Here is a 23,877-nt window from a genome sequence, read left to right on the forward strand (position 1 = left end):
CCTGATGCCATAGGCTGGCATCAGGGCATGCTTGTAATTATGCTAGCTTGGATTAAGTGGCGCGATTGTCTCAGACTCTGTTGCCGTTTTAGACACAGTATTGATGCTTCGTGCTAATTCGTCACCTTGCCAAGGCGCATTTTGTGCGATGGCCGCTTCTAATTGTTTCAGTGCCTGAGCCAATTCATGATGAATGCCTAGGGGAGAGCGATCATGTGGCCATTGATCTTGTTTAAATACTAACCATGCTTGCCACGCTTGGCTTTTGTCATTCTGTTCGCAGGCCGCTAACAGCTTTTGCTTAGGCAAGTTATTGGCAGTTGCAGTGCGAGGAGTCGTTGCAACAGCAAGGCGCGGTCGATTAAAATAAAAAATCAAGGTGACTAGCCAGCCCAAACCGAGTAGCGCGCTTAACCAAGGCCAAAAACCGGCATCGCGCTCTACGATTGTCGTAGGACCATGACTCTCAATAATGGCTTGTTCAGGCTCTTGCGCCGCCGCGATTACAGTGACCGTTTGTGCGGGCACAATGGCGTATTCTATTTTATCGGTTGCGCTGTTCCACCAAGGAATTTTTACTTCTGGTAACACCAACTCACCGGCTTGCTCGGCAATAATAGCATGGCTACTGATACGCTGTGCGTACGCTTGACCTTGATGGGTAAATTGGCTTAATTCGTCTTTATCAGGGTAGATCCGGACGCCGTCTGGGTATTGAAAGTTGAATTCAGGTAACGCGGCCTGAGGTGTGTCTGCCGCAATCAAAGTGAAGGTGCGTGTGACGGGCTGACCGACAACCAGACTTTGCGCTTTATTTTGTAACTCAGCATTGAGCATGACTTGTGGGCTGACTAACCATTGGCCGGCAAAGCCTGCCGGTTTGGCTTTGACTTCCAAGGTCAACGCTTGACTGGCTTCGTTGATATTGGAGCGGATCATACGGTTGTAGCCTTGATTATTGACGCGCTTATAACCATCACCAGTTAATTGTGCCGGCGCAATATCAAACTGGCCCGATTGGCTGGGGTTAATGGCAAAGCGACGCGTAATCTTGTGATACTTTAAGCCATCTTTAATGGCTATTTCTTTTTGATCTTGGCCAATTTGAGATATGTCTGCCCCGGTTAACTTAGGGGCATTCAAATTGGCATTCTCCAGATTTACAGCGGTATATACTTGCACCGTATAAATCACTTGCTGACCTGGGTATACACTGGTTTTATCAAGCTCTGCGGTAATGAATACGTCTTTTGGTTCATCTGCTTGCTCGCCTTGAGAAACGACTTTCACCGCGATAGGGCGGGTCAATTGCCCTGCGACGTTTAACGCGGGGATCTGAGTCATGCCTTCGGTTTTAGCCGATAGAGAGACTCTCCAACGTGTGACGCTGGTAAACTTACCGTTTATCATCGATTTTTGGCGGCTAACGGAAGGCCTGAACACGTCAAAGTTTTGCTCTAGCGGACGGGTGTCTAAAGCGTCGGGGTCGGCGCTCTCGTCCACTTCTATTTCAAGGGTAAATATTTCTCCTTGATACACAGGGTTTTGACTGATGCTGGCGCTAATAGCAGCAAAAGCGGAATGCGGCGCCCACATTAGTATCAGGGTCAGATAAAACCATAATCTACTCACCAGGTTTCTCCTTCTTCGGTAAATTTATCGCGCTTTTGGTATTCCAAGCGCATTTTATTGCGTAGCAAGATAGATGGATCATCCGCCATCTGTTGTAACCATGCTGGTAAAGGCTCTGTGGGTTCAGCTGCGGCTTCATCGTTGTTTTCAACACCCTGCGCAATAGATGGTTGTGCATCTGCTGGCGCAGGCTCTGGGCTAGGTTCAGGGGAAGCGACGGCTGATGCTTGCTGATCTTCACCTTGCGGTGAGACCTCTGGTTGCGTTTGTGCTTGTTGACTCTCTTCACTTTGGGATTGTGGGTCTTGAGCATCTTGATTTTGTGAGTCTGGCGCGTCTTGGTTTTGTTGCTCATCTTGATTCTGTGAATCTTGTGCGTCTTGGTTTTGTTGCTCATCTTGATTCTGTGAATCTTGCGCGTCTTGGTTTTGTTGCTCGTCTTGACTTTGTGAGTCTTGCGCGTCTTGGTTTGGTTGCTCATCTTGATTCTGTGAATCTTGCGCGTCTTGGTTTGCTTGCTCGTCTTGACTTTGTGAGTCTTGAGAATCTTGACTTTCTTGCTCATCCTGGCTCTGTGAGTCCTGTTGTTCTTGCTGCTCCTGTTGTGCTAGCCAGTCTTTTAAGCGGGTCAAGTTTTGCTGAGCACTGACATGGCCTGGTTCACGCTGCAGTGCGGTTTCATAACTTTTTAGGGCGGCGTCATAATCTTCTAATTTAACTTGAGTATTACCGAGGTTATACCATGCATTGGCGCTATCAAGTTTGGAAAATTGCGCTTTCGCTTCGTCGTATTGTTCGGCTTTAAAGTAAGCGGCGCCTTTAGCGAGAGGCTCTTGATACAGCTGCGCTGCAGTTTCATAGTCTTGTTGTTGAAACGCCTGATACGCATTTTGTTGCGTATTTTGCCAGATGCTTTGGCTTTGGCTGTAGCCGGGCTTAGGTAGAAAGCAGGCCGCAATCAAGGCGACGCTAAATAAATGGCCACGCCTAAAACCGAACAATACAAATGGCGCCAATAAAAACATCAACCAATAGCCATCATCAATGGCTTGTAAGCTTTGCTGCTCGCTCTTTTCAGCTGCGTCTTTGGCCACGTTAAAAGCAAACTGATTGAGTGCAGAAATGTCTTTGTCTGAGCTTGAGAGCGTCACTAATGTGCCACCTGTTTGTCTTGCTAACTGTCTTAACGGCGCCAGCTTTAGTTGCGGGATCACAATATTGCCGGCGTTATCCTTAAGTAAATCTCCATTGGGTTGTGTTATGGGCGCCCCTTTTTTACTGCCCGCAGCTAAAAACGAAAGCCGCCATGAGCTTTGACCGACAATGTCAGCCATTTGCTGGCTATGAGCGCGGCTAATGCCATCGGTAATAAAGATAATGTCACCGTCTTGATACCCTGCATTTTGCAATAGGGCGATGGCGCGATGTAAACCCGCAACAGGATTTGAACCCGGTTTAGGCATGATGTCTGGGCTTAAATTAGGCAATAAATTTAAGATGGTTGCATTATCTTGCGTCAACGGTGAAATGGTAAAGGCGTCACCTGCATATGCGATTAAGCCTTGCTCTCCCTCGGTTTGCTGGCCAATTAAATCCAGCGCTTTATATTTTGCTTGGGTTAGGCGGTTAGGCGTTAAGTCTGTGGCGTACATACTCATGCTCATGTCCATCACTATCACTCTGGCTTGTTTGAGTTGCACAATGGGCACTTCTACTTGTCGAAAGCTTGGCCCAGCAAGGGCAATACTGGCTACTATGCCCAAGTACAACACCCACCAGTGCAGTTGGTTATGGCCACGTTGTCCTTGGATTAACCGTGTGGCAAGGTGCGGCGCGATCAGGTGTTTTAAGCTGGCTTGTCCTTGATGGCGCTTTAGCCAGATAAACAATGCCATCACGACAGGGATTAATAATAAAAAAAGCGGGCGTAAAAATTCAAACATGCCTTAAGACTCCCGGCGCACTAGCGTAGCGCAGCCAAATAAAGCAACAGCAAAGGCGAGTGGCCAATAAAATAGGTTCTTTTCTGGGCGATAGCTGCGAGCTTCAGAAGCGACCGGTTCGAGTTTATCCAGCTCTTGATAAATAGCGGATAAGTCATCGGGATCACGTGCTCTAAAATACTGCCCGCCCGTCATACTGGCAATCTTAGATAAGCTTTCTTCATCCAAATCGGCGCTGGGGTTAACCTTGACGCTGCCAAATAAACTGCGTTGTAACATTTCGTCAGCACCGAGTCCTATGGTGTAAATTTTTACCCCTTGTTCTTTCGCGTATTCTGCAGCTTTTATGGGGTCGACCGTACCCGAAGTATTTTGGCCGTCGGTCAGCAAAATTAGCACTTTTTGTTCGTTGTCTGCTTCGATAAAGCGTTTTACCGCTAGGCCAATACCTTCACCAATGGCGGTGAGCTCGCCGACTAAACCGATTTCAGTTTCTTGCACCAGTTGTAATACGGTATTGAGATCATAAGTGAGTGGCGCTTGCAAATAAGCATGGTCGGCAAACAATATCAAACCTAGGCGGTCCCCTTCGCGGCGACTGACAAAGTCCGCCAGTACTTTTTTACTGACGCTGAGGCGATCCGTGGTACGCATGGTTAATTGCATATCTTCAATTTCCATACTGCCAGACAGATCCAATGCCAACATAACGTCTCTGTGCTGCTGCGGCACTCGCACTGGTTCGCCAATCCAAGTTGGTCGCATCATGGCTATCACTAAGGCCAGCCAGCCCAGTAAAAAGAGCAGGGCGGGCCAACGGCGCGTGGGTACTGTGTTGTGCTGTGTAGGCGTGTTTGGTGCTTGCGGCAGCCACAAGGTAACCTGCTGGCTTGTTTTAGCGGGTAAGCGCCAAAGCAGTAACGGCAATAACGCGAGCAATCCGAGCCAAGGATAGTAAAACTCAAACATTTGTTTGCTCCTGGTTCGGTAGATTTGTAAGTCGTGAAACCTTTACAGGAATCGCCGACTTAATCCAACGTTTTGCCAATGCAATATCTTGGTCATCGGCAACTTGCGAAGTTTGATAAATGCCTTGTAACCAAAGGTGCTTAACGGCATTGAAATCGGCTTTTTGTTGACTTGATTGAGATAAAAACTCAAACCAAGCGTCGCCGCTGAGTGCGGCGACTTGAGTGCGGCCATAGGCGCTGATGGCAATGCGTTTAAGCAACTCACTCACTGCTAATAAAGTGGGGGATGTTTGACTTAACGCGTCTAACTGCACTAACGCGGCGCGTCGTAATTTGCGGCGGTGCCAGTATCGCCATAATTGCCAACCAACTAAAGCCAGTAATGCTAACACTGTGAACGCGGCCAGCCCCGCAGCTAAAGACGGAGGCCAAGGTGACGCTGGCACTGGCATGACAATATCGAGAAGCTCTAAGGGAGCAGGTTGAGGCAGGGACATAATTACATTTGTTCCAACAAAGGCAAACCCGCGCTGATGGTATGGTGGCTAATGGCGCGGCGTTTGAGGCGGTGACTTAATTGATCACGTTTAGCCTGGGCAGCGTCAGCATAAGTTTGACGCTGCTGCGAGAGGTTGAGCAAGCTTTCACCAAAGAAGGAGCGAATTTTCAATTGGCCTTTGGCACTTTTTGGTAAGCTTATTTCAAGGGGATCTTCAATTTGCCATGCGCTCACTTGATTATGACGCTGCATCAGGGCTAATTGTTTTTCGCCTTGCTCGGTCAAACTGGCAAAATCACTGATAAGATGAATTTGAGAGCCGGTATGAGCTAGACGGCGCAAGCGGGTCAGTTCAGCAGTAAATTGTTCGTGGCTGTGAGCAACTAGCTTTGTGTCTTCTTGCTGGAAAATGCTTGGCTGTTGTTGTTGCAAGCTACACAGTCCATGAAGCAGTTGCAAAACGCCAGTGGTGCGAGCCTTGGGCTTTAATTCCAGGTGCTCAGCTTGATTAAACAATACCGCGCCAACACGGTCGTTACGTTGTTTGGCTTGCCAAGCGAGTAATGCGGCTAAGTGCGCCGCTTGTACTGATTTGTACAACAAGGTTGAACCAAAAGTCATGCTGTCAGACAAGTCGACTAAAATAAACACCGGACGTTCTTTTTCTTCTTTGAACACTTTGGTGTGGGTTGAGCCTGTGCGAGCGGTTACCCGCCAGTCAATTGAGCGAACGTCATCGCCCGGTTGATAGTGGCGCACTTCATCAAACTCCATGCCTCGACCTTTAATTAATGACCGATATGGCCCTGCCAGGGTGCGACCCCCCATACCTTGACTGGCTTTAGCAGGTTTGTTTTTTTGATACGACAACAGCTCTTTTAACGACACAGCGATGCCATTGCTGTGTGGCAAAGCGGGGTGGATCATGCTGCTAAAGCCACTTGTGAAATGATATGATCGATCACCTTATTGGCGCTGATGCCGTCGGCTTCTGCTTCATAACTCAGCAATAGACGGTGCCTAAATACGGGGTAGCAACAGCTGACGATATCGTCAGGGGTGACAAAATCGCGACCATCAAGCCAAGCTCGTGCGCGACTGGTTCTGGCTAATGCTAAAGTGGCGCGAGGGCTGACACCAAAGCTTATCCAATCTGCAAGTTGTTGAGAGAACTGGCCTGGATGACGTGTGGCCATCACCAGATCAATCAGATATTGCTCTAAATGCGGCGCCATAGTGACGTTGAGCACTTCTTGGCGTAAAGCAAAAATTTGCTCTGCCGGCAGCTTTTGAATGCCTTTGGCAAAATTCCCCATCACTTCATTTTGGTTGAGCTGCAAAATTTCACGTTCTGTTTTTGCGTCCGGGTAGTCGAGCTCAAGGTGCATGATAAATCTATCAAGTTGCGCTTCAGGTAGCGGGTAGGTACCTTCTTGCTCTAAGGGGTTTTGGGTTGCCATGACCAAAAATAGCTTAGGCAGAGCGTACGTTTTTTTGCCAACAGTTACTTGGTGTTCGGCCATTGCTTCAAGCAATGCTGATTGCACTTTGGCCGGAGCGCGGTTAATTTCGTCCGCCAAAATGATGTTATGAAACAAAGGGCCGGACTCAAACACAAACTCGCTAGTTTGTGGTCGGAATATGTCTGTGCCGGTTAAATCTGCCGGCAGTAAGTCGGGGGTAAACTGAACCCGGTGAAAGTCACCTTCGATGCCATCAGCCAACGCTTTCACTGCTCGCGTCTTGGCCAGTCCAGGCGGTCCTTCCACTATGATGTGGCCATCGGCTAATAGCGCAATTAATAAACTATCGACTAATTCACTTTGCCCCAAAATGGCTTTGTTGAGATGGGCTCGGAGCGCTTGGATATGTTGTTTCGACATGAGAAAAAGTTCAGTTTTAAAAGAATATCATTCGATATTACCCCTATGCGGCAATTCATCCAAGACTGGCTATGCTTAAATAACTGAAATTTAAAAAACATTTACACAAATTTACGGTTAGTTCTTGTACAGGAAGCAAGCATGGAGCAGTCTCATAACACAGAGCCCAGCGCACAAAACCTACCTGCATGCGCCGCCATTCGCACGGCGCCAATGCCGCGGGTGGCCATTGTTGCAGGCCTTCGAACCCCATTTGCTCGTCAACTCACCGCGTACCAAGATGCTAGCGCCTTAGATTTAGGCATCAGCTTAGTCAGTGAGATATTGCGCCGCTCGCCAGTGGCGCTTTCTGAGTGGCAGCAAGTGGTGTTTGGTCAAGTGATACAGATGCCTCGCGCACCCAACATCGCCAGAGAAATTGTGCTCGCCAGTCGTTTGCCCGTGTCGACTGACGCATATTCGGTGACGCGGGCCTGCGCCACCAGCTTTCAAGCGTTGACGAGCTTGGCTCAAGGCATTCAAACGGGCGCCATTGATGCCGGTATTGCCGGCGGCGCGGATTCATCGTCTGTGTTACCCATTGGGGTTAGCAAGCCTTTTGCGAAAGCCTTAGTGCAGCTAAGTAAAGCCAAAAACATGGGGGCGAAGATGAGTATCTTGCGCCGCTTGCCATGGCGTCACTTGTTACCTGTTGCTCCCGCTGTGGCTGAATACTCAACCGGCTTAACCATGGGGCAGTCAGCTGAGCAGATGGCAAAAAGTTGGCATATCAGCCGCCAAGCACAAGACGAATTTGCATTTCGTTCCCATCAACTGGCAGCAAAAGCTTGGCAAGAGGGGAACCATCGAGATTGGGTCATGCCCACTTGGGTGCCTCCGTTTGCAGCGGGCATTAGCCAGGACAATACCATTCGAGCTGATGTGGCTTTAAAGCGTTATCAAGATTTTAAACCGGCGTTTGACAAACGAGGGGGCAGTGTCACTGCGGCTAATTCTACGCCGTTAACTGATGGCGCCGCAGCCATTGGCTTAATGTCAGAACATAAGGCTAAAGAATTAGGCATCCCTGTGCTGGGTTATATCCGCAGCTGGGCTTATCACGCGAAAGCGGTGCAGCAAGATATGTTAATGGGGCCTGCGTTTGCCATTCCAAAAGTATTAGACATGGCGGGAATGACGCTGGCTGATTGTAATGTGATTGAAATGCACGAAGCGTTTGCTGCTCAGACCTTGGCTAATGTGCAGCGTTTAGAAAGTAAGCAATTTGCTGCCGAGATAGGGCGCACAGAAGCGATTGGCAATATAGATATGGACGTATTTAATCCGTATGGTGGGTCGCTGGCGTACGGCCATCCCTTTGCTGCTACGGGAGTCAGGTTAATATTGCAGGCTTTGCAGTTCCTTAAACATCGTGGCGGCGGAGTGGGACTTACCTCGGCGTGTGCCGCGGGTGGACTGGGTGTGGCAATGGTCGTGGAGGTAGAGGAATGAGTGATAAAGCAATGGCAGCCCAGTTGCTGCAAACTCCTACTCTCAGGCTACATTACCGAATTGATAGCAGCGGTTTGACTGCAGAAGACGAGTATTATCAAGCGCACAGCCAAACTAAAATTGCGCGCTTGGTGATATCCAGCCCTCAGCAGCGCCATAATACGTTTGATCAACAAAGTATCGAGGACATGGCCTTGATACTTGATGCTTTGGAATCAGACAACACCCTAAAAGGCTTGATCATTACCAGTAATAAATCAGGCTGTTTTATCGCCGGGGCCGATATCAATATGCTCGATGATTGTCGTCAATATCAACAAGCCTTTGAGTTAGCGCGCCAAGGACAACACTTGTTTGAGCGCTTGAGCAAACTGCGATTTCCGGTTGTCGCCGCCATTGATGGTGTGTGCTTGGGCGGAGGTTACGAGTTGGCTTTGGCGTGCACTGCGCGCGTGACCAGTGACAGTAGTCACACTAAGATAGGCCTACCTGAAGTACAGCTTGGCTTACTGCCTGGCAGTGGTGGTACGCAAAGGCTGCCACGACTTATTGGCTGCGCCCAGGCGTTGCAAGTTATTATGACGGGAAAGCAATATCGCCCCGCGCAAGCCCTGCGCCTGGGCATGGTGGACAAAGTTGTTCCCGCGGAGGCGCTTCTCAAGGCTGCCATGACAATGGTGAATCAAAAACTGACGCGGTCAGCGCCATCGTTTATTCAAAATAATGCCCTCGCCAGATCATTTATCTTTCGTCAAGCGAACGCGCAAGGGATGAAACAGAGTCAGGGCCATTACCCGGCCGTGCCAGCCATTATTGCAGCTTGTCGCAGCGCTTATCTACGCCGTTCAAAAGCGGTGCCATCGCCTGGAGAGATAATAGAGGCAGAACATTTTGCGCAGTTAGTCATGAGCCCCGAGTCGCAAGCTCTTAGGCGGCTTTTTTTGGCTCAAACTGCCATCAAACAAGGGGGCAAACCGGCCGCCAGCAAGGTAGACCAAGTGCTCGTATTAGGAGCGGGGTTAATGGGGGCGGGAATCGCGTTAGTGAGCGCAAATCAAGGCCGCTGGGACGTTAATATTAACGACTTGTCTGAGGCTGCGATAGCGCAAGCTATGGCATATAGTTACCGTTATTTTGAGCAAAAACAGCGCCGAGGTTATATTTCTCAAGGAGAGCTTAATCAGTCCATGGCACGCTTTAGCGGCGCCTTGAGCCTGACTCATTTAGGCAAAGTGGACGTGGTGTTTGAAGCCATTTATGAGGATCTAGCGGCCAAACAACAGGCTCTCAAGCAAGTTGAACATTTATTAGTGAAAGGGGCGGTTTTTGCCAGTAATACGTCCTCGATCCCTATTGCTGAAATTGCCAAAGGCAGTCAGTATCCGGCGCAAGTCATAGGGCTGCATTATTTCAGCCCAGTAGAAAAAATGCCTTTGGTAGAAGTGATACCTCATCAAGGAACGAGCAAAGCCACTTTACAACAGACACTAACATTGGCGCATCAACAGGGTAAAACGGCCATAGTCGTCAAAGACAGTGCGGGCTTTTACGTGAACCGAATTCTAGCCCCTTACATTAATGAAGCCATGAAGTTATTGATGTCTGGTGAATCAGTGCAAAAGGTTGACCAAGCATTAACGCAGTTTGGTTTCCCGGTCGGGCCGTTCAAGTTATTGGATGAAGTTGGGCTGGATATTGCGGCCCATATCGCCCCGATTTTACAGCAGCACTTAGGCTCACGCTTTACGCCAGCTAACGGCTTTGACATTTTACTCGAACAGGGGCGCCTCGGTAAAAAAGTGCAGCGTGGCTTTTACATGTATCAGGGCAGAAACAAGGACCGGCATACCGATGCCAGAGTCATGGCAGAACTGAAAGTGAAATACGCCAACCTTGTCAGTGAGTCAGACATTGTTTGGCGTTGCGTCATTCTGATGTTGTTGGAGGTCTTAAGGTGTCTCGATGAAGCCGTTGTTGAGTCAGACCAAGCTGCCGATATAGGCGCGGTTTTTGGCATCGGATTTCCGCCATATTGGGGCGGCCCTATTCAAATGGCTCGGACATTAGGGGCTAAACAGATCGAGCAAAAATGCCGCGATTTAAGCCAGCGTTTTGGCGAGCGATTCACGTTAGAGGAACGCTTACAAGACGTATTGCACAGCGTTATAGAGGCATAAATGCAGCGAAGCTTTAATCGTGCTACCTCTAAATAGGTGTTTTGCGACAATGTTGATAAATAGCAATTTTTGCCAAAAGGTTAGGGCTATAATGGCTAAAAAAGGAGTCTTTTATGAGTACGTTAGAATCAGTTATTTGGCACGTTTTGGGCTATTCAGCGATGCCTTTTATTTTTTTGATGGGCTTTTTAGGGGTATGTGTTGCCTCGATTTATATCCTCAAGGTTTGCGGTGCTAAGCCTGTTGAAGCGCAAAAATAATCGTTAGAAGGCAGCATGCCTCGCATGCTGCCTTTTCTATCTTGCCTGTTTAGCCTACTACTATGCTTTTACTGTTCAACCTTCAGTTTTAGCTAACAAGCTTGTCGTTGATTCCTTACGCAATGTTTGACATTTCATGGACGGTAAAGGCCGCCACCTTGCCTTCTGTTTCACTCATGTAGTCTTTTAAGTGTTGATTCTCCATATGGTCGCGCCACAGTTCACGGCTTTGCCAATTTTCATAAAACACAAAATGGGCTGGGTTTTCGTTGTCTTGATGTAAGTCGTAGTTAACACAGCCCACCTCTGAGCGGGTGATATCAATTAGTTTAATTAAAGCGGCTTTGACTGTGTCAATATGATCTTGGTGTGCATGGATATGGGCAATTATGGTCAGAGTGGGCATCAATTCTCCAGATAATATAATTAATCGCAGGTTAGTCATTATAGTCAACTGAAAGCCCGGTCAGCATTTATATATGTAGGGGAATGCCATGATATTTACTATCCCACCCTCTGCTTATACTAATCTAGATTTTGCCTTTACCAATGCAGATGATGGGTTTGCGATTGACGCGACTGAAGACGTCATAAACCGAGGCAGGGGACAAGGGTATAACCTAGCCGTAATGCAGTAGAATTACTGAATATTTTCACTGCCCTTAAGGTTATGCTAGCTATGTTCAAGCATTTTTTAGTACTTAATTAAATGAATAATATAAAGCATAAAACCGTACTGGTGGTCGGCGGCGCAAATGGAGGTGGCCGTTCGTTCGTAGAATTTGCCGCTGCGCAAGGCGCAAAACACATTGTTATTTGGGACTTGGACGAAACCGGTATGCAGCATTTGGTGCAGCAAACCGCTCGGACTGACTGCCAATTGCATACGTTTCGTGTGGACGTTAATAATCCACATTTTGTCGAGGCTGCCCTAGAGTACGTGTTCGGTAAAGTCGGAGGGGTTGATGTTTTGGTCAACAACGTTAGACCCAGCACCGAGTTCTTAAACTGTAAAGGGCTAGGTAAAAAAATGTCTAGTGCATTGGTTGCGCCAATGAATATTACGCGTGCTGTGATCGATAATATGGCGCATTTGCAGCAAGCTTCCATTATCAACATTGTGTCGGGACGAAATACGTCTTGCCCCCATGCTGATGATAATTATTGTCACAGCTTATGCCCTTTGCAATTGTGGTCACAAGAATTAAGCGCTGAGATGCAGCAATCATTACCACATATTAAAGTACAGACCTTGTTGAAGTTTCATTTTGATGCGAGCTTGGAAAAATCAGCTATACGTACTTTTTGGCATCAGTTGTCGGCTCAAATTAAAGCTGTGTCGGTAAACCCTGCGCGGGTTTAGTTAATAAACTTCTTGGCGCTGCTTCTAAAACTGTCCGCTTCTTCGATGGCTTTACCTATGGTCAAGGGTGCATGGCTCTCGTGTGCCTGACCTTGGCTGCAGACAATGAGACGATCAGAAAAACGCGACTTTAGGCTCACAACAAAGCGTATTAGATCTGCTCGAGACAGCTTATCTATTGCGTCGGCAACTTGTTCACGCTGGCTAAACTGCCAATCTTTATTGCCTATGCTCACCCAATAACGTTGGCTTCGCGCTTTAAGATTAGTGTCAGGCTCGCGCATTTTAGCGATCAAACCTTGTCGGCTCATGTCCCATTGCGCTTGCGATAATTCCATTAATACTAAGTGAAAGCTATCAATGAATTCATTGATGCAATTTAGCAAATGTTCGGGGCTTGCGACTGGGCTTTGTACGTAGAAAATGATCCCCGGATGGCGGTTTAATGGCAGGTTACCACTGCCAACAACATACCCTAATTGTTGTTGGGTTCTGAGTTCATGGAAAAACCCAGAAGACATAATATGATTGGCTAACGTATACAATGCGATGGACAATGAAGCGGTGTCGCTAGACTGGTAATACACTATCATGGCGGAATCGTTATGGTCGCAGTGCACTTGCCTTACCAGGCTGCCTTGACCAGATATATCGACCAGGCGGCGCTGGGTTTCAGCGCCGGGAGCGGCGTTTGGCGCCAGCTCTTTTTGCAAATAAGTTGATAACTCTTCCACTTCACCTTGCAACCAATCTCCGTGTGCCAGGACTTCAACGTGCACCTGTTGATAAAGCGCTTCAATAAAGCCTGGCATTTCATCCAGGGATACGTCTTCTAGTGCGGCCGCTAGATCCACTGCTGGTGGGTTAGCCGGTTGCAGCAAAGAGGTCAATTGGCTGAACAGTTGAGAAATGGGTTTACCTTTCTTTTGATTATGCCAATTGCGAATCAACTGCTGTTTGATAATCGCGAAGCGTTGAGGGTCGACTTTACCAAATTTTCGGGCACTGAGAATCAGCTGTAAAAGCAGTGGTAGTTTAGCCGTAAAACCGCTCAAATGAAGAGTAAATCCGCCTTGATGGGCGTATATACGATAGCCTAAGCCTGCAATTTCAGCGGGGTAAGTTAATTCAGATAAATGGTCTAAAAACAGCTCTACGGCAATACGGGTGAGGGCGATATTTCGCACATTTTTCACTGCATGCTCACAATCCACCGCGATGTATAAGCTGCCTTTAGGCACGTTGAACTGTTCATCTTTTTTGTACCATACCCGATATCCTGGCTTGTCAGTTAACAAGGTCGGAATATTGGGGCCTGGCGCTTGCGGGCGCGGCGCAATATTGTGGGCAATAAAGGGGTTGGCAGGGGGCAAGGCGAGGGCAAGCGGCGTTTGCGCTTTTTGCCAGCGACTTAACCGAGTGGTATCAATCACTTCAACCCGGTAAGGCGTGTGATACCAACGCGCTGTGCGATCCGTGTCTTGGCCTTGGGCGCTGATCAGCATTCTTAGGTTGTCAGGCCTAAAGTAGTCCAGCATATTCCGGATCAACGTTTCGTCGTAATTGGCCATCACGTAATCGCCGTAAATGACGTCTTGGGCTGGATAATGATGCATGTTAATGGCCAGGTGCGAAACGAGATCAATGGCGCGGCCAACTTCCTGAAATTGAAAGGCTTGCTCGACAATGGCATGTTTTTCTTGGTAGCGCCAACGGTCAATACCTTGTCCTTTAATCAGCGCGATATAGCCAAAAAGGGCTTCGATAATGTCATCAACATGGCTTAAGCCTTCGTCCGTCAGGCTAAATGACACGCTGAAATCTTTGAAGTTAGAACCGCTGATCCCGCCCCCTGCGCTCAGAGTGTTGATCCAACCTTGTTGTTTGAGCACGGAAAATAAGCTCTTCGGGTATTCATTGCCCAGTAGGTGACTGAGGTAAGTCAGTGGCTTGGTTTGGTAATACTGCGAGATATCCGGTAACGCAAAAGACACAAACAGTTTTTTGGTGTCTTTAACAGGGTTAACTTTGATTTCTAACGTGAGCTCTTTGGGGGTGTACAGAGGGGCTTTGATCTTCCACTTTGGCAATTGGCGATCTATCACGGCACCGAACATTGCTCGGCACAATTGTTCCAGTTGGTCTAATGAAGTGGGAGCAAGTAACACTAAACTCATGCGAGAGCTGCAGTATTCTTGCTCATAAAATGCCAGTAGTTCATCACGGGCCTTACGGCCATCAAAGTCAGCAAGGGTTTGCAAATTACCGACCGAAAATTTGGCAAATGGGTGCGCTGGGTTAGTGGTTTCTTTATTTACTTGATATTGACGACGCACATCGTCTTTGAGTTTAAGCTGGTATTCTGACTCGATGGCTTGACGCTCTTTATCCACCTGTTCTTCGGTAAATAAAGGCGCAATAAAAAACTGCGCAAAGCGATCCAGTGCTGGTTCAAAATATTCCGCTTCAATATCGAAAAAGAAATTGGTGAACTCGGTGCCTGTCCAAGCATTGTGATGACCGCCATGGCGACTTATAAAGTCTTGGTAATCGCCACTTTGAGGATATTTTTCGGTGCCCAGAAACAGCATATGTTCCAGGAAATGAGACATGCCTTCACGATCGTCCGGATCGTGAAAGTGGCCGACATTGACGGCCATCGCAGCTGCCGCAGTGGCCGCTGCACTGTCGTGAACTAGTAACACCTTGAGACCATTCGCTAAGGTGAGGTGACGATATGCTTTGCTATCATTCGGGCTTTTATGCACGGCGTACTCCGGGGGTAGTATCGGGCAGGCGAGGTCAAGCCTGAATGCACCCAAAAGTGTAATTTTGTGTGAGACAACAATCCATTATTAACAGGATATCAGAGAGTTGCAAATGATTATGATAAATTTGAACGCTGCCACTTTTAACTCAAAGCCATCACACGTAAACTACCTACTTTAGTATTTGTTTAGGCTATGCTCATGCAAGTGTATATTATGCGCCACGGTCAAGCTGAAATGTTAGCCAAAACTGACGCTCAACGCCCGTTAACTGCAACCGGCAAACATGAATCTGAAGCCATGGCCCACTGGCTTGCGCCGCAACTCAGTCACCTGGAAGTAATAGGACACAGTCCGTACTTAAGAGCCGAGCAGACCTTTGCGGCTATTTCTCCTTTGTTACCCACAGCAGATAAAACCGTTGAGCTGCAACACTTGATCCCCTCAGGTAACGTACACAAAGTGACCAATTTTATCTATGAGATGCAACAGCAAGGTGTCAAAAGCCTAATGTTGGTTTCACATTTACCCTTGGTCGGTTATTTGGTTGCCGAGTTATGTCCCAGCGCGGGCGCCCCTATTTTTGCCACCTCTGGTATAGCATGCGTCAATATTGATGATGATTTACAAGGTGAACTGCAGTTTTTATCGGCCCCACACGACTTGTAATTGCTCCATCGATTTCTCAGGGATCCTGATGAGTAAGGTAACACCTTGAAGTTATTGACTATCCCGTGTTGCCTTCATGACATTTTCTGTAATTGTCAGGCGTCAACTTTCAGAGTCAGTGATGGATCTAGATCAAAAGTATCTCAATAAATGCGTTCAAAAGCTTTGTACATCAACTAATGTAAGCGCTTGTTATTGAAATATTACATTAAAAGGTTATTCATGAAGTTTCATCCCATCGCTATTCTTTGTGTAGCTTTGTCTTCGGCCACTATGGCCAATCCTGCCCAAGACACGTTTTTTAAAAAAGCAGAAAACGAAAGAAAATATCAAGCCGCTTTAACAGAAGGAAAGATTAGCACCTCTCGAGACAAGTTGGTTAAAGTGTGTCAAAGCGTTAAGCAAAATAAACAACCTGACCTTGACTGCAAATGTTATTCTGAGCAAGTTGCAAAGCTGTCTGACAGAGACATTTTTTACGAGTCCGTAGTGGCTTTTGAAGATTATATGAAAACGGTCGCGAAAATTAAACAAGCATTGAGCAAAGATGATACCGCGGAAATTGAAAGGCTTAAAAAAGCGCAGTCGGAAAAAGACACGCTAACGAAGCGCTTAAGTCAAGCCTGCGGGTAAATAGCCTCGAACCTAATACATCAATATTGGCAGCTTGATGGCAGTTGAATGCTGTCAAGCTAGTGCATTTATATGTTAAAGGTTTCGGCAAGTCATTCCTTGTTACTCCTTTATGGAAGGTTTTTATTTTGAAGCGATTATTACATTGCTGCCTTTTGTTAGCTTGACACTCTTTGGCGGTGTTGTCTTTACAAACACGCAGGCCTTACCTGCCTTCACAACACTTTAATGATGAGAGTCGCTAAGCTTTTTCATCAACAAGGTAAATCGACCCGCTTATTGGCGCAAGGCAAACGTTTGTAATGGCTTTGCTTCGCCACTTATACCACTTGTGCCTTAGCATTCTAAAGCCTCTGTCTCGACGAGATCGCTTAACTTAACAATGATATTTTTATCGTCCTCTTTGTCCGTATTTTTTACACTTAGTCAATGAAAATCTGTAACCTGAAAAAAAATAATAGACTTTTCATGCACATAAAATTCCGGCTTAGAACTTGCTTTGTTTTCTTTGTTATTTTTAACATGGAAATCAAGGGGGTATCGATGCGTTTGCTTCAATCCTTGGCGTTGTTAGCTTGTTATCTTTTCGTTGCACCGATTAATGCTGCTGTGGTTGTTTTTGATGATGAACTGGCGTGGAAAAATGCCCTTAGTCCCGGTTTTGAATTTATCACTGAGGACTTTAAAAGTAGCATAGAAGAAACTGATGACACTATTTCTATGGCCCATTTTGATTTAGTGTACTCCCCTGCTAGTACAAGTATTAACCCTGCTAGTACAAGTATTAACCCTGCTAGAACAAGTATTAACCCTGCTAGAACAAGTAAGAATAAAGTTGCGTCAGAGGTGTTACTGATGGACTTCAGTTATGACGGTGTGGCGTATATTGAGGTGTTGTTTGATCAGTGGGTAAATGGTTTTATCGCGTACTTCACCGGAGCGACCAATGGTGACCAAATTACGGTGGAAGTCAATAGCATGACGTTGAGCCTTGCCGACACTCTTGGGGGCGGTCCGTCGAGTATCGGCGGCACCGGCTTTTATGGCGTGCTAGATACCGATCAGCGCTTTAATTCTATTCGATTCTCGACGCTGCAGACAACCGAGTTTGGCGAGTTCGCGAATCTTGACGACTTTACTATGGCTGTTGCCAGTTCTGGTGGAGTAGTCAGTATTGATGAGCCAGCCAGCTGGCCGTTATTTCTGAGTGTGATTGTACTGTTGGCTTTTTGGAGACAAGGGGACTTGGTCGACAGGCGCAAGCTTTGAGTACTAAGGCCAAGCAAGCTTAACCCTGATTTAATGTTATTGACTGCTTAGTTAAATAAAAATGTCATAAAGCGTCTTTATGCTGCCTGTGTTGATTTTAGCCAGGTAGGCCAGTATGCGAACATTTAAAGATTACAACGCCGTTAAAATTGCTAAATACGTCAAGTCATATTTTACTGGGCAGCTGTTTATTCAAGGGGAAGGGCGATTTGAATTCGCCCAAGGAAAGGTTATTTTTTCAGCTACCGCCCCGCATCATTATAAGCGCGTTGCGTCGCAAGTGAACCGAGAAATAAAAGCATTAAAAAGCCTCGCGGTGGCGTAAAATGACCAGAGATTCTTCGCGCTAGTCAGCTTAGCGACGTAAATGTTGCTCATCAATCTCGATTAATACTAAGAGTGCACCTTGGCCACCGTATTCGAGTGGCGCCTGATGGAAAGCGACCACGTCTGGGTGCTGTGCCAGCCACATAGGCGTCTTCTTTTTCAAAATATGCTTACCGATACCGTGCATTACGCAGCAAGTCTGGTAGTGGCGCTTTTTACACTCGTGGATTAATCCCGCTAACTCGCGCTTGGCTTGTTGTTGGGTAAGCCCATGCAGATCCAGAAAAATTTCGGGAGGGTAATCACCACGGCGTAGCTTCTTCAACTCAAACTTATCGGCGCCTTCGGCGATAAATCGCATCGGGCCATGTTCATCAAAGTGAGGCTCAAACTCGTCAGAAAAATACTCTTGTTCGAGTTCATGCTGTTTTATTTCCTGACGCTCAATTTTTTCCTTGATCCTAGGTTTGTCTGGTCTTATGGTATCCTGTTTGATTTCACGGGCACCTGAAATGGCCTCTTTAAATAGAGAAAAGTCGTCAGTATCGTCTTTGTGAGCCATAATATCGCCCTTTTTCATCGAAGTTTCATGCAAACCGGGATTTTAACCGAGTTGAGGTATAATTTGGACAATAATTTACGCGCTGAGGCAGTCGCGGATTTAATCACTATCGGCGATCTGATTCGTTGGAGTGCAACGCAATTTAGCCAGCATGGCGTTTTTTTTGGTCATGGCACGGACAACCCTTGGGATGAAGCGGTGCAATTAATTTTGCCCAGTTTGCATTTACCGGTCGAAATGGGCGGTGACATTCGCCACAGTCGTTTGACCACAAGTGAGCGTCAACACTTGGTAGATTTAGTGGCAAGGCGAATCGATGAGCGGATCCCAACTCCTTACTTGACCCATAAAGCGTGGTTTGCAGGATTGGAGTTTTATGTTGATGAGCGCGTTTTAGTGCCGCGCTCACCTTACGCTGAATTGATCCAGCAAGGCTTTATGCCGTGGCTGACACAAGCGCCGCAAAGGGTGCTTGACCTGTGTACTGGCAGCGGTTGTATCGCCATAGCGTGTGCTTATGCTTTCCCAGAAGCGGAAGTAGACGCCGTTGATATCTCGACGGATGCGCTGGATGTAGCCCAAGTCAATATTCAGGATCATGGCCTTGAACAGCAAGTTTTCCCGATAGAGTCTGATTTATTCAGTGGGGTTAAAGGCCAAAAATATGATTTAATTGTGTCTAATCCACCTTACGTGGACCAAGAAGACATGGACAGTTTACCGGATGAGTTTCGTCACGAACCAGAGCTTGGTTTGGCTGCGGGCTTTGATGGCCTAGATTTAGTGCGCCAGATGTTGGCGCAAGCCGCTGATATGTTGACAGACAACGGCGTATTATTTGTTGAAGTGGGGAATTCCCAAGTACACCTTGAGCAAGCGTACCCAGAAGTACCTTTCACCTGGATTGAATTTGAACAGGGTGGTCATGGTGTATTTATGTTGAACCAAGCGCAGTTACAGCAATTTCAACACGTGTTTTCCTCTTAACGATAGGATAAAAGAAAAATGGCAGGGAACAGTTTCGGACAACTTTTTCGAATTTCGACGTTTGGTGAGAGCCACGGTGTCGCTTTAGGTTGTGTGGTGGACGGTGTACCACCTGGGTTAGAAATATCAGAAGCCGACTTACAAGCGGACCTAGACCGTCGTAAGCCGGGCACTTCGCGTTATACCACGCAGCGCCGTGAACCCGATCAAGTACGCATTTTGTCAGGCGTATTTGAAGGTAAAACGACAGGTTGTAGCATAGGTTTGTTAATTGAGAATACCGACCAACGCTCTAAAGATTATTCGGCAATCTCTAACTTGTTTCGCCCAGGTCATGCCGATTACACGTATCATCAAAAGTTTGGTCATCGTGATTACCGCGGCGGCGGTCGCTCTAGCGCCCGCGAGACAGCGATGCGTGTGGCTGCGGGCGCCATTGCTAAAAAGTACTTGGCAGAGAAATTTGGCATCAAAGTACGAGCTTACATGAGCCAATTGGCTGACATTAAAGCGGAAACCATTGATTGGGAACAAGTTGAGCAAAACCCGTTCTTTTTCCCTGATGCGTCTAAACTTGATGCCCTTGACCAGTACATGCGTGACCTGAAAAAGCAAGGTGACTCAATCGGTGCCAAAATTACCGTAGTGGCAGAGCAAGTGCCTGTGGGTCTAGGCGAGCCGGTGTTTGACCGTATTGATGCTGACATTGCGCATGCGCTGATGAGCATTAACGCCGTGAAAGGCGTTGAAATTGGTGATGGTTTTGATGTGGTCAATCAAAAAGGCACAGAGCATCGCGATGAACTGACTCCTGACGGTTTTACTTCAAATCATGCGGGCGGTGTATTAGGCGGTATTTCTACCGGTCAAGACATCATTGCCCATATTGCGCTTAAGCCAACGTCGAGTATTACCATCCCGGGTAAAACCATTACTGTTGACGGCGAGGCCACTGAGATGATCACTAAAGGTCGCCACGATCCTTGTGTGGGCATTCGTGCGGTACCGATTGCGGAAGCCATGATGGCGATTACTATCATGGATCACTTATTACGTCATCGCGCACAAAATATCGATGTAGTGACGCAAACGCCAAAAATTTAAGCTTGGCGTCAAAGTCCCGTGTTTACAAGCCACCAATAAGGTGGCTTTTTTTGTTTTAGTGCAACTAAATTTGATTTTATAGGGCGGTATTTATGCAGCAATGTTTGATATAATCGCGCCATTATAATTTAAAGCGTTCTACAGGGACTTGTGAGCAATATGATCCCCAATCTTAGTATTCAAGAAAATATTCATCCTGACGTTGTTGCGTATTTAAAAGAGCTTGGCAACAGTACTTACAGCGGTGACATTGAAACCACCTATGCCAGTAGACTTGCGGTGGCGACAGATAACTCTGTGTATCAAAGTTTGCCACAAGCCGTATTACTGCCAAAGACGCAGCAAGACTTAATCACTTTGTGCCGTTTTGCCAGTAAACCAAAATATCAAAGCGTTAAATTTTCCCCACGGGGCGGCGGCACGGGTACCAATGGCCAGTCATTAACCCAGCATGTGGTGGTCGACTTATCACGCCACATGAACAAAATTTTGGAAGTGAACGCCAAAGAAGGTTGGGTTAGGGTGCAAACCGGCGTGGTCAAAGACCAGCTCAATGATGCCCTTCGTCCTCATGGTTTTTTCTTTTCACCTGATTTGTCGACCAGTAACCGCGCCACTGTCGGTGGTATGATTAATACCGACGCATCAGGCCAGGGCTCGTTAAAATACGGCAAAACCAGTGATCATGTATTGGCTTTGACCTCGGTATTAGTGAACGGCGATCTACTAAAAACTAAGCCCGTAAGTCTAGCCAAAGCGTTGCAGTTTGCAGAAGAAGAAACCGCTACCGGCCAGATCTATCGCCAAGTGTTAGGCACATGCCAACAAATGGAACAGGAAATCGAACAGCGTTTTCCTAAGTTAAACCGCTTTTTAACCGGTTATGACTTAAAACACGTGTTTGATAAGCAACAGGAAAAAGTCGATGTAAGTCGTATCTTGTGTGGCTCTGAGGGGTCATTGGCTTTTATCACTGAAGCTAAACTTAATATTACCCCGATCCCGACATACCGTGCCTTAATCAACGTGAAATACGACAGCTTTGAGTCTGCCTTGCGTAACGCGCCATTTCTTGTTGAAGCGCAAGCGCTTAGCGTTGAAACGGTTGACTCTCGGGTGCTCAATTTAGCCAAACAAGACATTGTTTGGCATAGCGTGTCAGATTTAATCAAAGACGTGCCTGACAAAGTAATGGACGGCCTCAATATTGTTGAATACGCCGAGCAAGACGAAACCAAACAAAATGAGAAAATAGCCCGCTTAACTCAGTTATTAGACGCCAAGATAGCCCAAGGCGAAAGCGGCTTAATTGGCTATCAAATTACCACTGACTTAGCGGCGATTAACCGCATTTATGGCATGCGTAAAAAAGCGGTTGGACTATTGGGCGCCGCGAAAGGCCGGGCTAAGCCGGTAGCGTTTGCTGAAGACACGTGTGTGCCACCAGAGAATCTGGCTGATTTCATCATCGAATTTCGCGCCCTGTTAGATAATAAAGGCCTGAACTACGGTATGTTTGGCCATGTTGACGCAGGGGTCTTACACGTGCGTCCTGCTTTGGATATGTGTGACCCAGAGCAAGAAGTCTTAATGCGTGAAATTTCAGACAAGGTCGTTGCCTTAACCGCCAAATACAAAGGCTTAATGTGGGGGGAACACGGTAAAGGTTTCCGCTCGGAGTATGGCCCAGAGTTCTTTGGCAAAACCCTGTTCAATGAACTACGTAAAATCAAAGGTGTATTTGATCCTTTAAATCGAGTCAATCCGGGGAAAATTTGTACCCCGTTTGACTCCCAAGATAGCTTGGTTAGCGTTGATGCCACCAAACGCGGTTTTTACGACCGTCAGATTCCGGTGCAAGTTCGCGACAGTTTTACTGAGGCGGTAGATTGTAACGGTAATGGCCTGTGTTTTAACTATGACACTACGTCTCCTATGTGTCCTTCAAGTAAGATCACCAAAGACCGTCGTCATTCGCCGAAAGGCCGAGCTGGTTTGATGCGGGAATGGTTGAGGCAGTTAGTTAATAACGACGTTGACATTATTGCCCTTGAAAAAGACCTCATGGCGGGCAAGAACGACATTAGCTTAGTGAAACGTTTTGCTAACAGTTGGTCTAAAAAGCGGGGCGAGTACGACTTTTCGGCCGAAGTGATGGAAGCCATGGAAGGCTGTTTAGCCTGTAAAGCGTGTAGCAGCCAGTGTCCGATTAAAGTGGATGTACCGACTTTCCGTTCGCGTTTTATGTTTTTGTATTACAGTCGCTACCAACGTGCGGTGAAAGATTACATGGTGGGATATTCAGAGAGTTACACCCCACTGATGGCGAAAGCGCCAGGCATGTTTAATGTATTTTTGAAACAAGATTGGGTGCAAAAGTTAACCACTAAAGCCATTGGCATGGTTGATATACCGGTATTAAGCCAGCCAACATTAGCCCGTTCGTTAAAAGGCCACACTGCGACCAAATTTAACATGCAGGCCTTGGCTGAATTGCCAAAAGCAGAGCGTGATAAACATGTCCTAATCGTGCAAGACCCATTTACCAGTTATTACGATGCGGACGTGGTTCGCGATCTTGTGTTATTGATTGAGCGAATGGGTTTCCATCCTGTATTGTTGCCGTTTAAGCCAAACGGCAAGCCGCAACACATCAAAGGTTTTTTGCGTCAATTTGCAAAAACGGCGCAGACGGCGTCTGATTTCTTGAACCAAGTGGCGCAGTTAAAGATCCCTATGATAGGCACAGATCCTGCGTTGGTATTGTGTTACCGCGACGAGTACAAGAAAGTACTGGGAGACAAGCGTGGTCAGTTTGAAGTGAAGCTGTTTCAAGAGTGGCTTACCCCCAGACTGCACCAGGTACACATCAAAGCGACCACGAACAAAGATTTCTATTTATTTGGCCATTGTACGGAAAAAACCAATGTGCCTAGTTCAAGCAACGACTGGAAAGAAATCTTTAATGCCTTTGGTTGTACCTTGTCTGAGGTGAGCGTTGGCTGTTGTGGTATGGCAGGTACTTATGGCCACGACGCGAAACAATTAGATAACTCTAAAGGTATTTATGGTTTAAGTTGGCAGCAAGCCATTGCCAAACATGACAAGTCTCAATGTTTGGCAACGGGTTACTCTTGTCGTAGCCAGGTTAAGCGCTTTGAAGGTGAGAAACTCATGCACCCGGTGCAAGCGTTGCTAACCCTTAAGTAATCCCATTTAGTGCCATTCAAGGCCATTGCTTACCAAGGTAGGCAATGGCCTTTTTTTTTGTTAGCGTAGTGCTAATCAAGGCTTATTTATTTGGCTGACCCCGCTGGTGACTGAATGCGCCATTAGCTT

General features: G+C 47.0%; 21 protein-coding genes. 12 read left to right on the forward strand and 9 right to left on the reverse strand.

The features are described from left to right. Nucleotides 1–42 precede the first annotated feature (42 nt). The 6 genes from D1Z90_RS07385 to D1Z90_RS07410 are packed head-to-tail and all read right to left on the reverse strand — an operon-like array spanning nucleotide 43 to nucleotide 6,928. Nucleotides 43–1,632 carry a BatD family protein gene (locus tag D1Z90_RS07385; protein WP_119910115.1) on the reverse strand — a complete coding sequence of 530 codons (1,590 nt, stop codon included), beginning with the start codon at nucleotides 1,630–1,632 and terminating at the stop codon, nucleotides 43–45. Beyond that, on the reverse strand, nucleotides 1,629–3,575 hold the full coding sequence (locus tag D1Z90_RS07390; RefSeq protein ID WP_119910116.1) for a VWA domain-containing protein: 1,947 nt from the start codon (nucleotides 3,573–3,575) through the stop codon (nucleotides 1,629–1,631). Before D1Z90_RS07390 ends, D1Z90_RS07385 begins: the two co-directional genes overlap by 4 nt. Nucleotides 3,576–3,578: 3 nt before the next feature. After that, on the reverse strand, nucleotides 3,579–4,544 hold the full coding sequence (locus D1Z90_RS07395; RefSeq protein WP_119910117.1) for a vWA domain-containing protein: 966 nt from the start codon (nucleotides 4,542–4,544) through the stop codon (nucleotides 3,579–3,581). Beyond that, the gene (locus tag D1Z90_RS07400; RefSeq protein ID WP_119910118.1) at nucleotides 4,537–5,043 is read right to left on the reverse strand and encodes a DUF4381 domain-containing protein; all 507 of its coding nucleotides are present in this window, start codon (nucleotides 5,041–5,043) and stop codon (nucleotides 4,537–4,539) included. Before D1Z90_RS07400 ends, D1Z90_RS07395 begins: the two co-directional genes overlap by 8 nt. Nucleotides 5,044–5,045: 2 nt before the next feature. After that, nucleotides 5,046–5,972 (reverse strand): DUF58 domain-containing protein, encoded by a 927-nt coding sequence (locus D1Z90_RS07405; protein WP_119910119.1) that lies wholly within the window; start codon nucleotides 5,970–5,972, stop codon nucleotides 5,046–5,048. Next, the gene (locus D1Z90_RS07410; protein WP_119910120.1) at nucleotides 5,969–6,928 is read right to left on the reverse strand and encodes an AAA family ATPase; all 960 of its coding nucleotides are present in this window, start codon (nucleotides 6,926–6,928) and stop codon (nucleotides 5,969–5,971) included. The genes D1Z90_RS07405 and D1Z90_RS07410 overlap by 4 nt, the downstream gene beginning before the upstream one ends. Nucleotides 6,929–7,069: 141 nt before the next feature. Here D1Z90_RS07410 and fadI point away from each other — a divergent pair, with 141 nt between their 5' ends. From fadI to D1Z90_RS07425, 3 genes are all read left to right on the forward strand, one after another. Beyond that, nucleotides 7,070–8,419, forward strand: coding sequence for an acetyl-CoA C-acyltransferase FadI (gene fadI / locus D1Z90_RS07415; RefSeq protein WP_438941740.1), 1,350 nt, complete (start codon nucleotides 7,070–7,072; stop codon nucleotides 8,417–8,419). After that, nucleotides 8,416–10,596, forward strand: coding sequence for a 3-hydroxyacyl-CoA dehydrogenase NAD-binding domain-containing protein (locus D1Z90_RS07420; RefSeq protein WP_119910121.1), 2,181 nt, complete (start codon nucleotides 8,416–8,418; stop codon nucleotides 10,594–10,596). The genes fadI and D1Z90_RS07420 overlap by 4 nt, the downstream gene beginning before the upstream one ends. Before the next feature lie 113 nt (nucleotides 10,597–10,709). Beyond that, nucleotides 10,710–10,856 (forward strand): TIGR02808 family protein, encoded by a 147-nt coding sequence (locus tag D1Z90_RS07425; RefSeq protein WP_119910122.1) that lies wholly within the window; start codon nucleotides 10,710–10,712, stop codon nucleotides 10,854–10,856. Between the two features lie 115 nt (nucleotides 10,857–10,971). Here the strand turns inward: D1Z90_RS07425 and D1Z90_RS07430 are convergent, their stop codons facing one another. Beyond that, nucleotides 10,972–11,262: a putative quinol monooxygenase gene (locus D1Z90_RS07430; protein WP_119910123.1), complete on the reverse strand. Its 291-nt coding sequence runs from the start codon at nucleotides 11,260–11,262 to the stop codon at nucleotides 10,972–10,974. A gap of 88 nt (nucleotides 11,263–11,350) precedes the next feature. Here D1Z90_RS07430 and D1Z90_RS21270 point away from each other — a divergent pair, with 88 nt between their 5' ends. Continuing rightward, nucleotides 11,351–11,494 (forward strand): hypothetical protein, encoded by a 144-nt coding sequence (locus D1Z90_RS21270; protein WP_158587075.1) that lies wholly within the window; start codon nucleotides 11,351–11,353, stop codon nucleotides 11,492–11,494. Nucleotides 11,495–11,565: 71 nt separating this feature from the next. Further along, nucleotides 11,566–12,219 (forward strand): SDR family NAD(P)-dependent oxidoreductase, encoded by a 654-nt coding sequence (locus D1Z90_RS07435; RefSeq protein ID WP_119910124.1) that lies wholly within the window; start codon nucleotides 11,566–11,568, stop codon nucleotides 12,217–12,219. Here D1Z90_RS07435 and D1Z90_RS07440 read toward each other — a convergent pair. Then, nucleotides 12,216–14,987, reverse strand: coding sequence for an insulinase family protein (locus tag D1Z90_RS07440; protein ID WP_119910125.1), 2,772 nt, complete (start codon nucleotides 14,985–14,987; stop codon nucleotides 12,216–12,218). The two genes, D1Z90_RS07435 and D1Z90_RS07440, sit on opposite strands and share 4 nt — an antisense overlap. Before the next feature lie 201 nt (nucleotides 14,988–15,188). Between D1Z90_RS07440 and sixA the strand changes: the two genes are divergently transcribed. The 4 genes from sixA (at nucleotide 15,189) to D1Z90_RS07460 (ending at nucleotide 17,883) form a co-directional block, all read left to right on the forward strand. After that, nucleotides 15,189–15,656 (forward strand): phosphohistidine phosphatase SixA, encoded by a 468-nt coding sequence (sixA, locus tag D1Z90_RS07445; RefSeq protein ID WP_119910126.1) that lies wholly within the window; start codon nucleotides 15,189–15,191, stop codon nucleotides 15,654–15,656. A gap of 222 nt (nucleotides 15,657–15,878) precedes the next feature. Then, entirely contained in the window at nucleotides 15,879–16,289 is a 411-nt protein-coding gene (locus D1Z90_RS07450) for a hypothetical protein (protein ID WP_119910127.1), read from the forward strand. 543 nt (nucleotides 16,290–16,832) lie between these two features. Next, complete coding sequence (locus D1Z90_RS07455; protein WP_119910128.1) at nucleotides 16,833–17,558, forward strand: hypothetical protein; 726 nt, start codon at nucleotides 16,833–16,835, stop codon at nucleotides 17,556–17,558. A gap of 115 nt (nucleotides 17,559–17,673) precedes the next feature. Then, nucleotides 17,674–17,883: a DUF1107 family protein gene (locus tag D1Z90_RS07460; RefSeq protein WP_119910129.1), complete on the forward strand. Its 210-nt coding sequence runs from the start codon at nucleotides 17,674–17,676 to the stop codon at nucleotides 17,881–17,883. Nucleotides 17,884–17,913: 30 nt separating this feature from the next. Here the strand turns inward: D1Z90_RS07460 and smrB are convergent, their stop codons facing one another. Next, on the reverse strand, nucleotides 17,914–18,447 hold the full coding sequence (gene smrB, locus D1Z90_RS07465) for an endonuclease SmrB (RefSeq protein ID WP_119910187.1): 534 nt from the start codon (nucleotides 18,445–18,447) through the stop codon (nucleotides 17,914–17,916). 63 nt (nucleotides 18,448–18,510) lie between these two features. Here smrB and prmB point away from each other — a divergent pair, with 63 nt between their 5' ends. The 3 genes from prmB to ydiJ all read left to right on the forward strand — a co-directional run bounded on the left by prmB (nucleotide 18,511) and on the right by ydiJ (nucleotide 23,748). Then, a complete protein-coding gene (prmB, locus tag D1Z90_RS07470; RefSeq protein ID WP_438941741.1) occupies nucleotides 18,511–19,434 on the forward strand; it encodes a 50S ribosomal protein L3 N(5)-glutamine methyltransferase in 924 nt (307 codons plus the stop codon). Nucleotides 19,435–19,452: 18 nt separating this feature from the next. Beyond that, on the forward strand, nucleotides 19,453–20,538 hold the full coding sequence (aroC, locus tag D1Z90_RS07475) for a chorismate synthase (RefSeq protein ID WP_119910131.1): 1,086 nt from the start codon (nucleotides 19,453–19,455) through the stop codon (nucleotides 20,536–20,538). 159 nt (nucleotides 20,539–20,697) lie between these two features. Next, nucleotides 20,698–23,748 carry a D-2-hydroxyglutarate dehydrogenase YdiJ gene (gene ydiJ / locus D1Z90_RS07480; protein WP_119910132.1) on the forward strand — a complete coding sequence of 1,017 codons (3,051 nt, stop codon included), beginning with the start codon at nucleotides 20,698–20,700 and terminating at the stop codon, nucleotides 23,746–23,748. Nucleotides 23,749–23,877 lie beyond the last annotated feature (129 nt).

This window comes from Motilimonas pumila (assembly GCF_003596335.1).
GTDB classification, from domain to species: domain Bacteria; phylum Pseudomonadota; class Gammaproteobacteria; order Enterobacterales; family CBDFNC01; genus Motilimonas; species Motilimonas pumila.

Bases quoted from the DNA above. Each gene is read 5' to 3' on its own strand.
- D1Z90_RS07455 (WP_119910128.1), top strand. From the start codon at position 16,833: ATGCGTTTGCTTCAATCCTTGGCGTTGTTAGCTTGTTATCTTTTCGTT.
- aroC (WP_119910131.1), top strand. From the start codon at position 19,453: ATGGCAGGGAACAGTTTCGGACAACTTTTTCGAATTTCGACGTTTGGT.
- D1Z90_RS07425 (WP_119910122.1), top strand. From the start codon at position 10,710: ATGAGTACGTTAGAATCAGTTATTTGGCACGTTTTGGGCTATTCAGCG.
- D1Z90_RS07400 (WP_119910118.1), bottom strand. From the start codon at position 5,043: ATGTCCCTGCCTCAACCTGCTCCCTTAGAGCTTCTCGATATTGTCATG.
- ydiJ (WP_119910132.1), top strand. From the start codon at position 20,698: ATGATCCCCAATCTTAGTATTCAAGAAAATATTCATCCTGACGTTGTT.
- sixA (WP_119910126.1), top strand. From the start codon at position 15,189: ATGCAAGTGTATATTATGCGCCACGGTCAAGCTGAAATGTTAGCCAAA.
- smrB (WP_119910187.1), bottom strand. From the start codon at position 18,447: ATGGCTCACAAAGACGATACTGACGACTTTTCTCTATTTAAAGAGGCC.
- D1Z90_RS07420 (WP_119910121.1), top strand. From the start codon at position 8,416: ATGAGTGATAAAGCAATGGCAGCCCAGTTGCTGCAAACTCCTACTCTC.
- D1Z90_RS07430 (WP_119910123.1), bottom strand. From the start codon at position 11,262: ATGCCCACTCTGACCATAATTGCCCATATCCATGCACACCAAGATCAT.
- D1Z90_RS07460 (WP_119910129.1), top strand. From the start codon at position 17,674: ATGCGAACATTTAAAGATTACAACGCCGTTAAAATTGCTAAATACGTC.
- D1Z90_RS07395 (WP_119910117.1), bottom strand. From the start codon at position 4,544: ATGTTTGAGTTTTACTATCCTTGGCTCGGATTGCTCGCGTTATTGCCG.
- fadI (WP_438941740.1), top strand. From the start codon at position 7,070: ATGGAGCAGTCTCATAACACAGAGCCCAGCGCACAAAACCTACCTGCA.
- D1Z90_RS07405 (WP_119910119.1), bottom strand. From the start codon at position 5,972: ATGATCCACCCCGCTTTGCCACACAGCAATGGCATCGCTGTGTCGTTA.
- D1Z90_RS07450 (WP_119910127.1), top strand. From the start codon at position 15,879: ATGAAGTTTCATCCCATCGCTATTCTTTGTGTAGCTTTGTCTTCGGCC.
- D1Z90_RS07435 (WP_119910124.1), top strand. From the start codon at position 11,566: ATGAATAATATAAAGCATAAAACCGTACTGGTGGTCGGCGGCGCAAAT.
- D1Z90_RS07390 (WP_119910116.1), bottom strand. From the start codon at position 3,575: ATGTTTGAATTTTTACGCCCGCTTTTTTTATTATTAATCCCTGTCGTG.
- D1Z90_RS07410 (WP_119910120.1), bottom strand. From the start codon at position 6,928: ATGTCGAAACAACATATCCAAGCGCTCCGAGCCCATCTCAACAAAGCC.
- D1Z90_RS21270 (WP_158587075.1), top strand. From the start codon at position 11,351: ATGATATTTACTATCCCACCCTCTGCTTATACTAATCTAGATTTTGCC.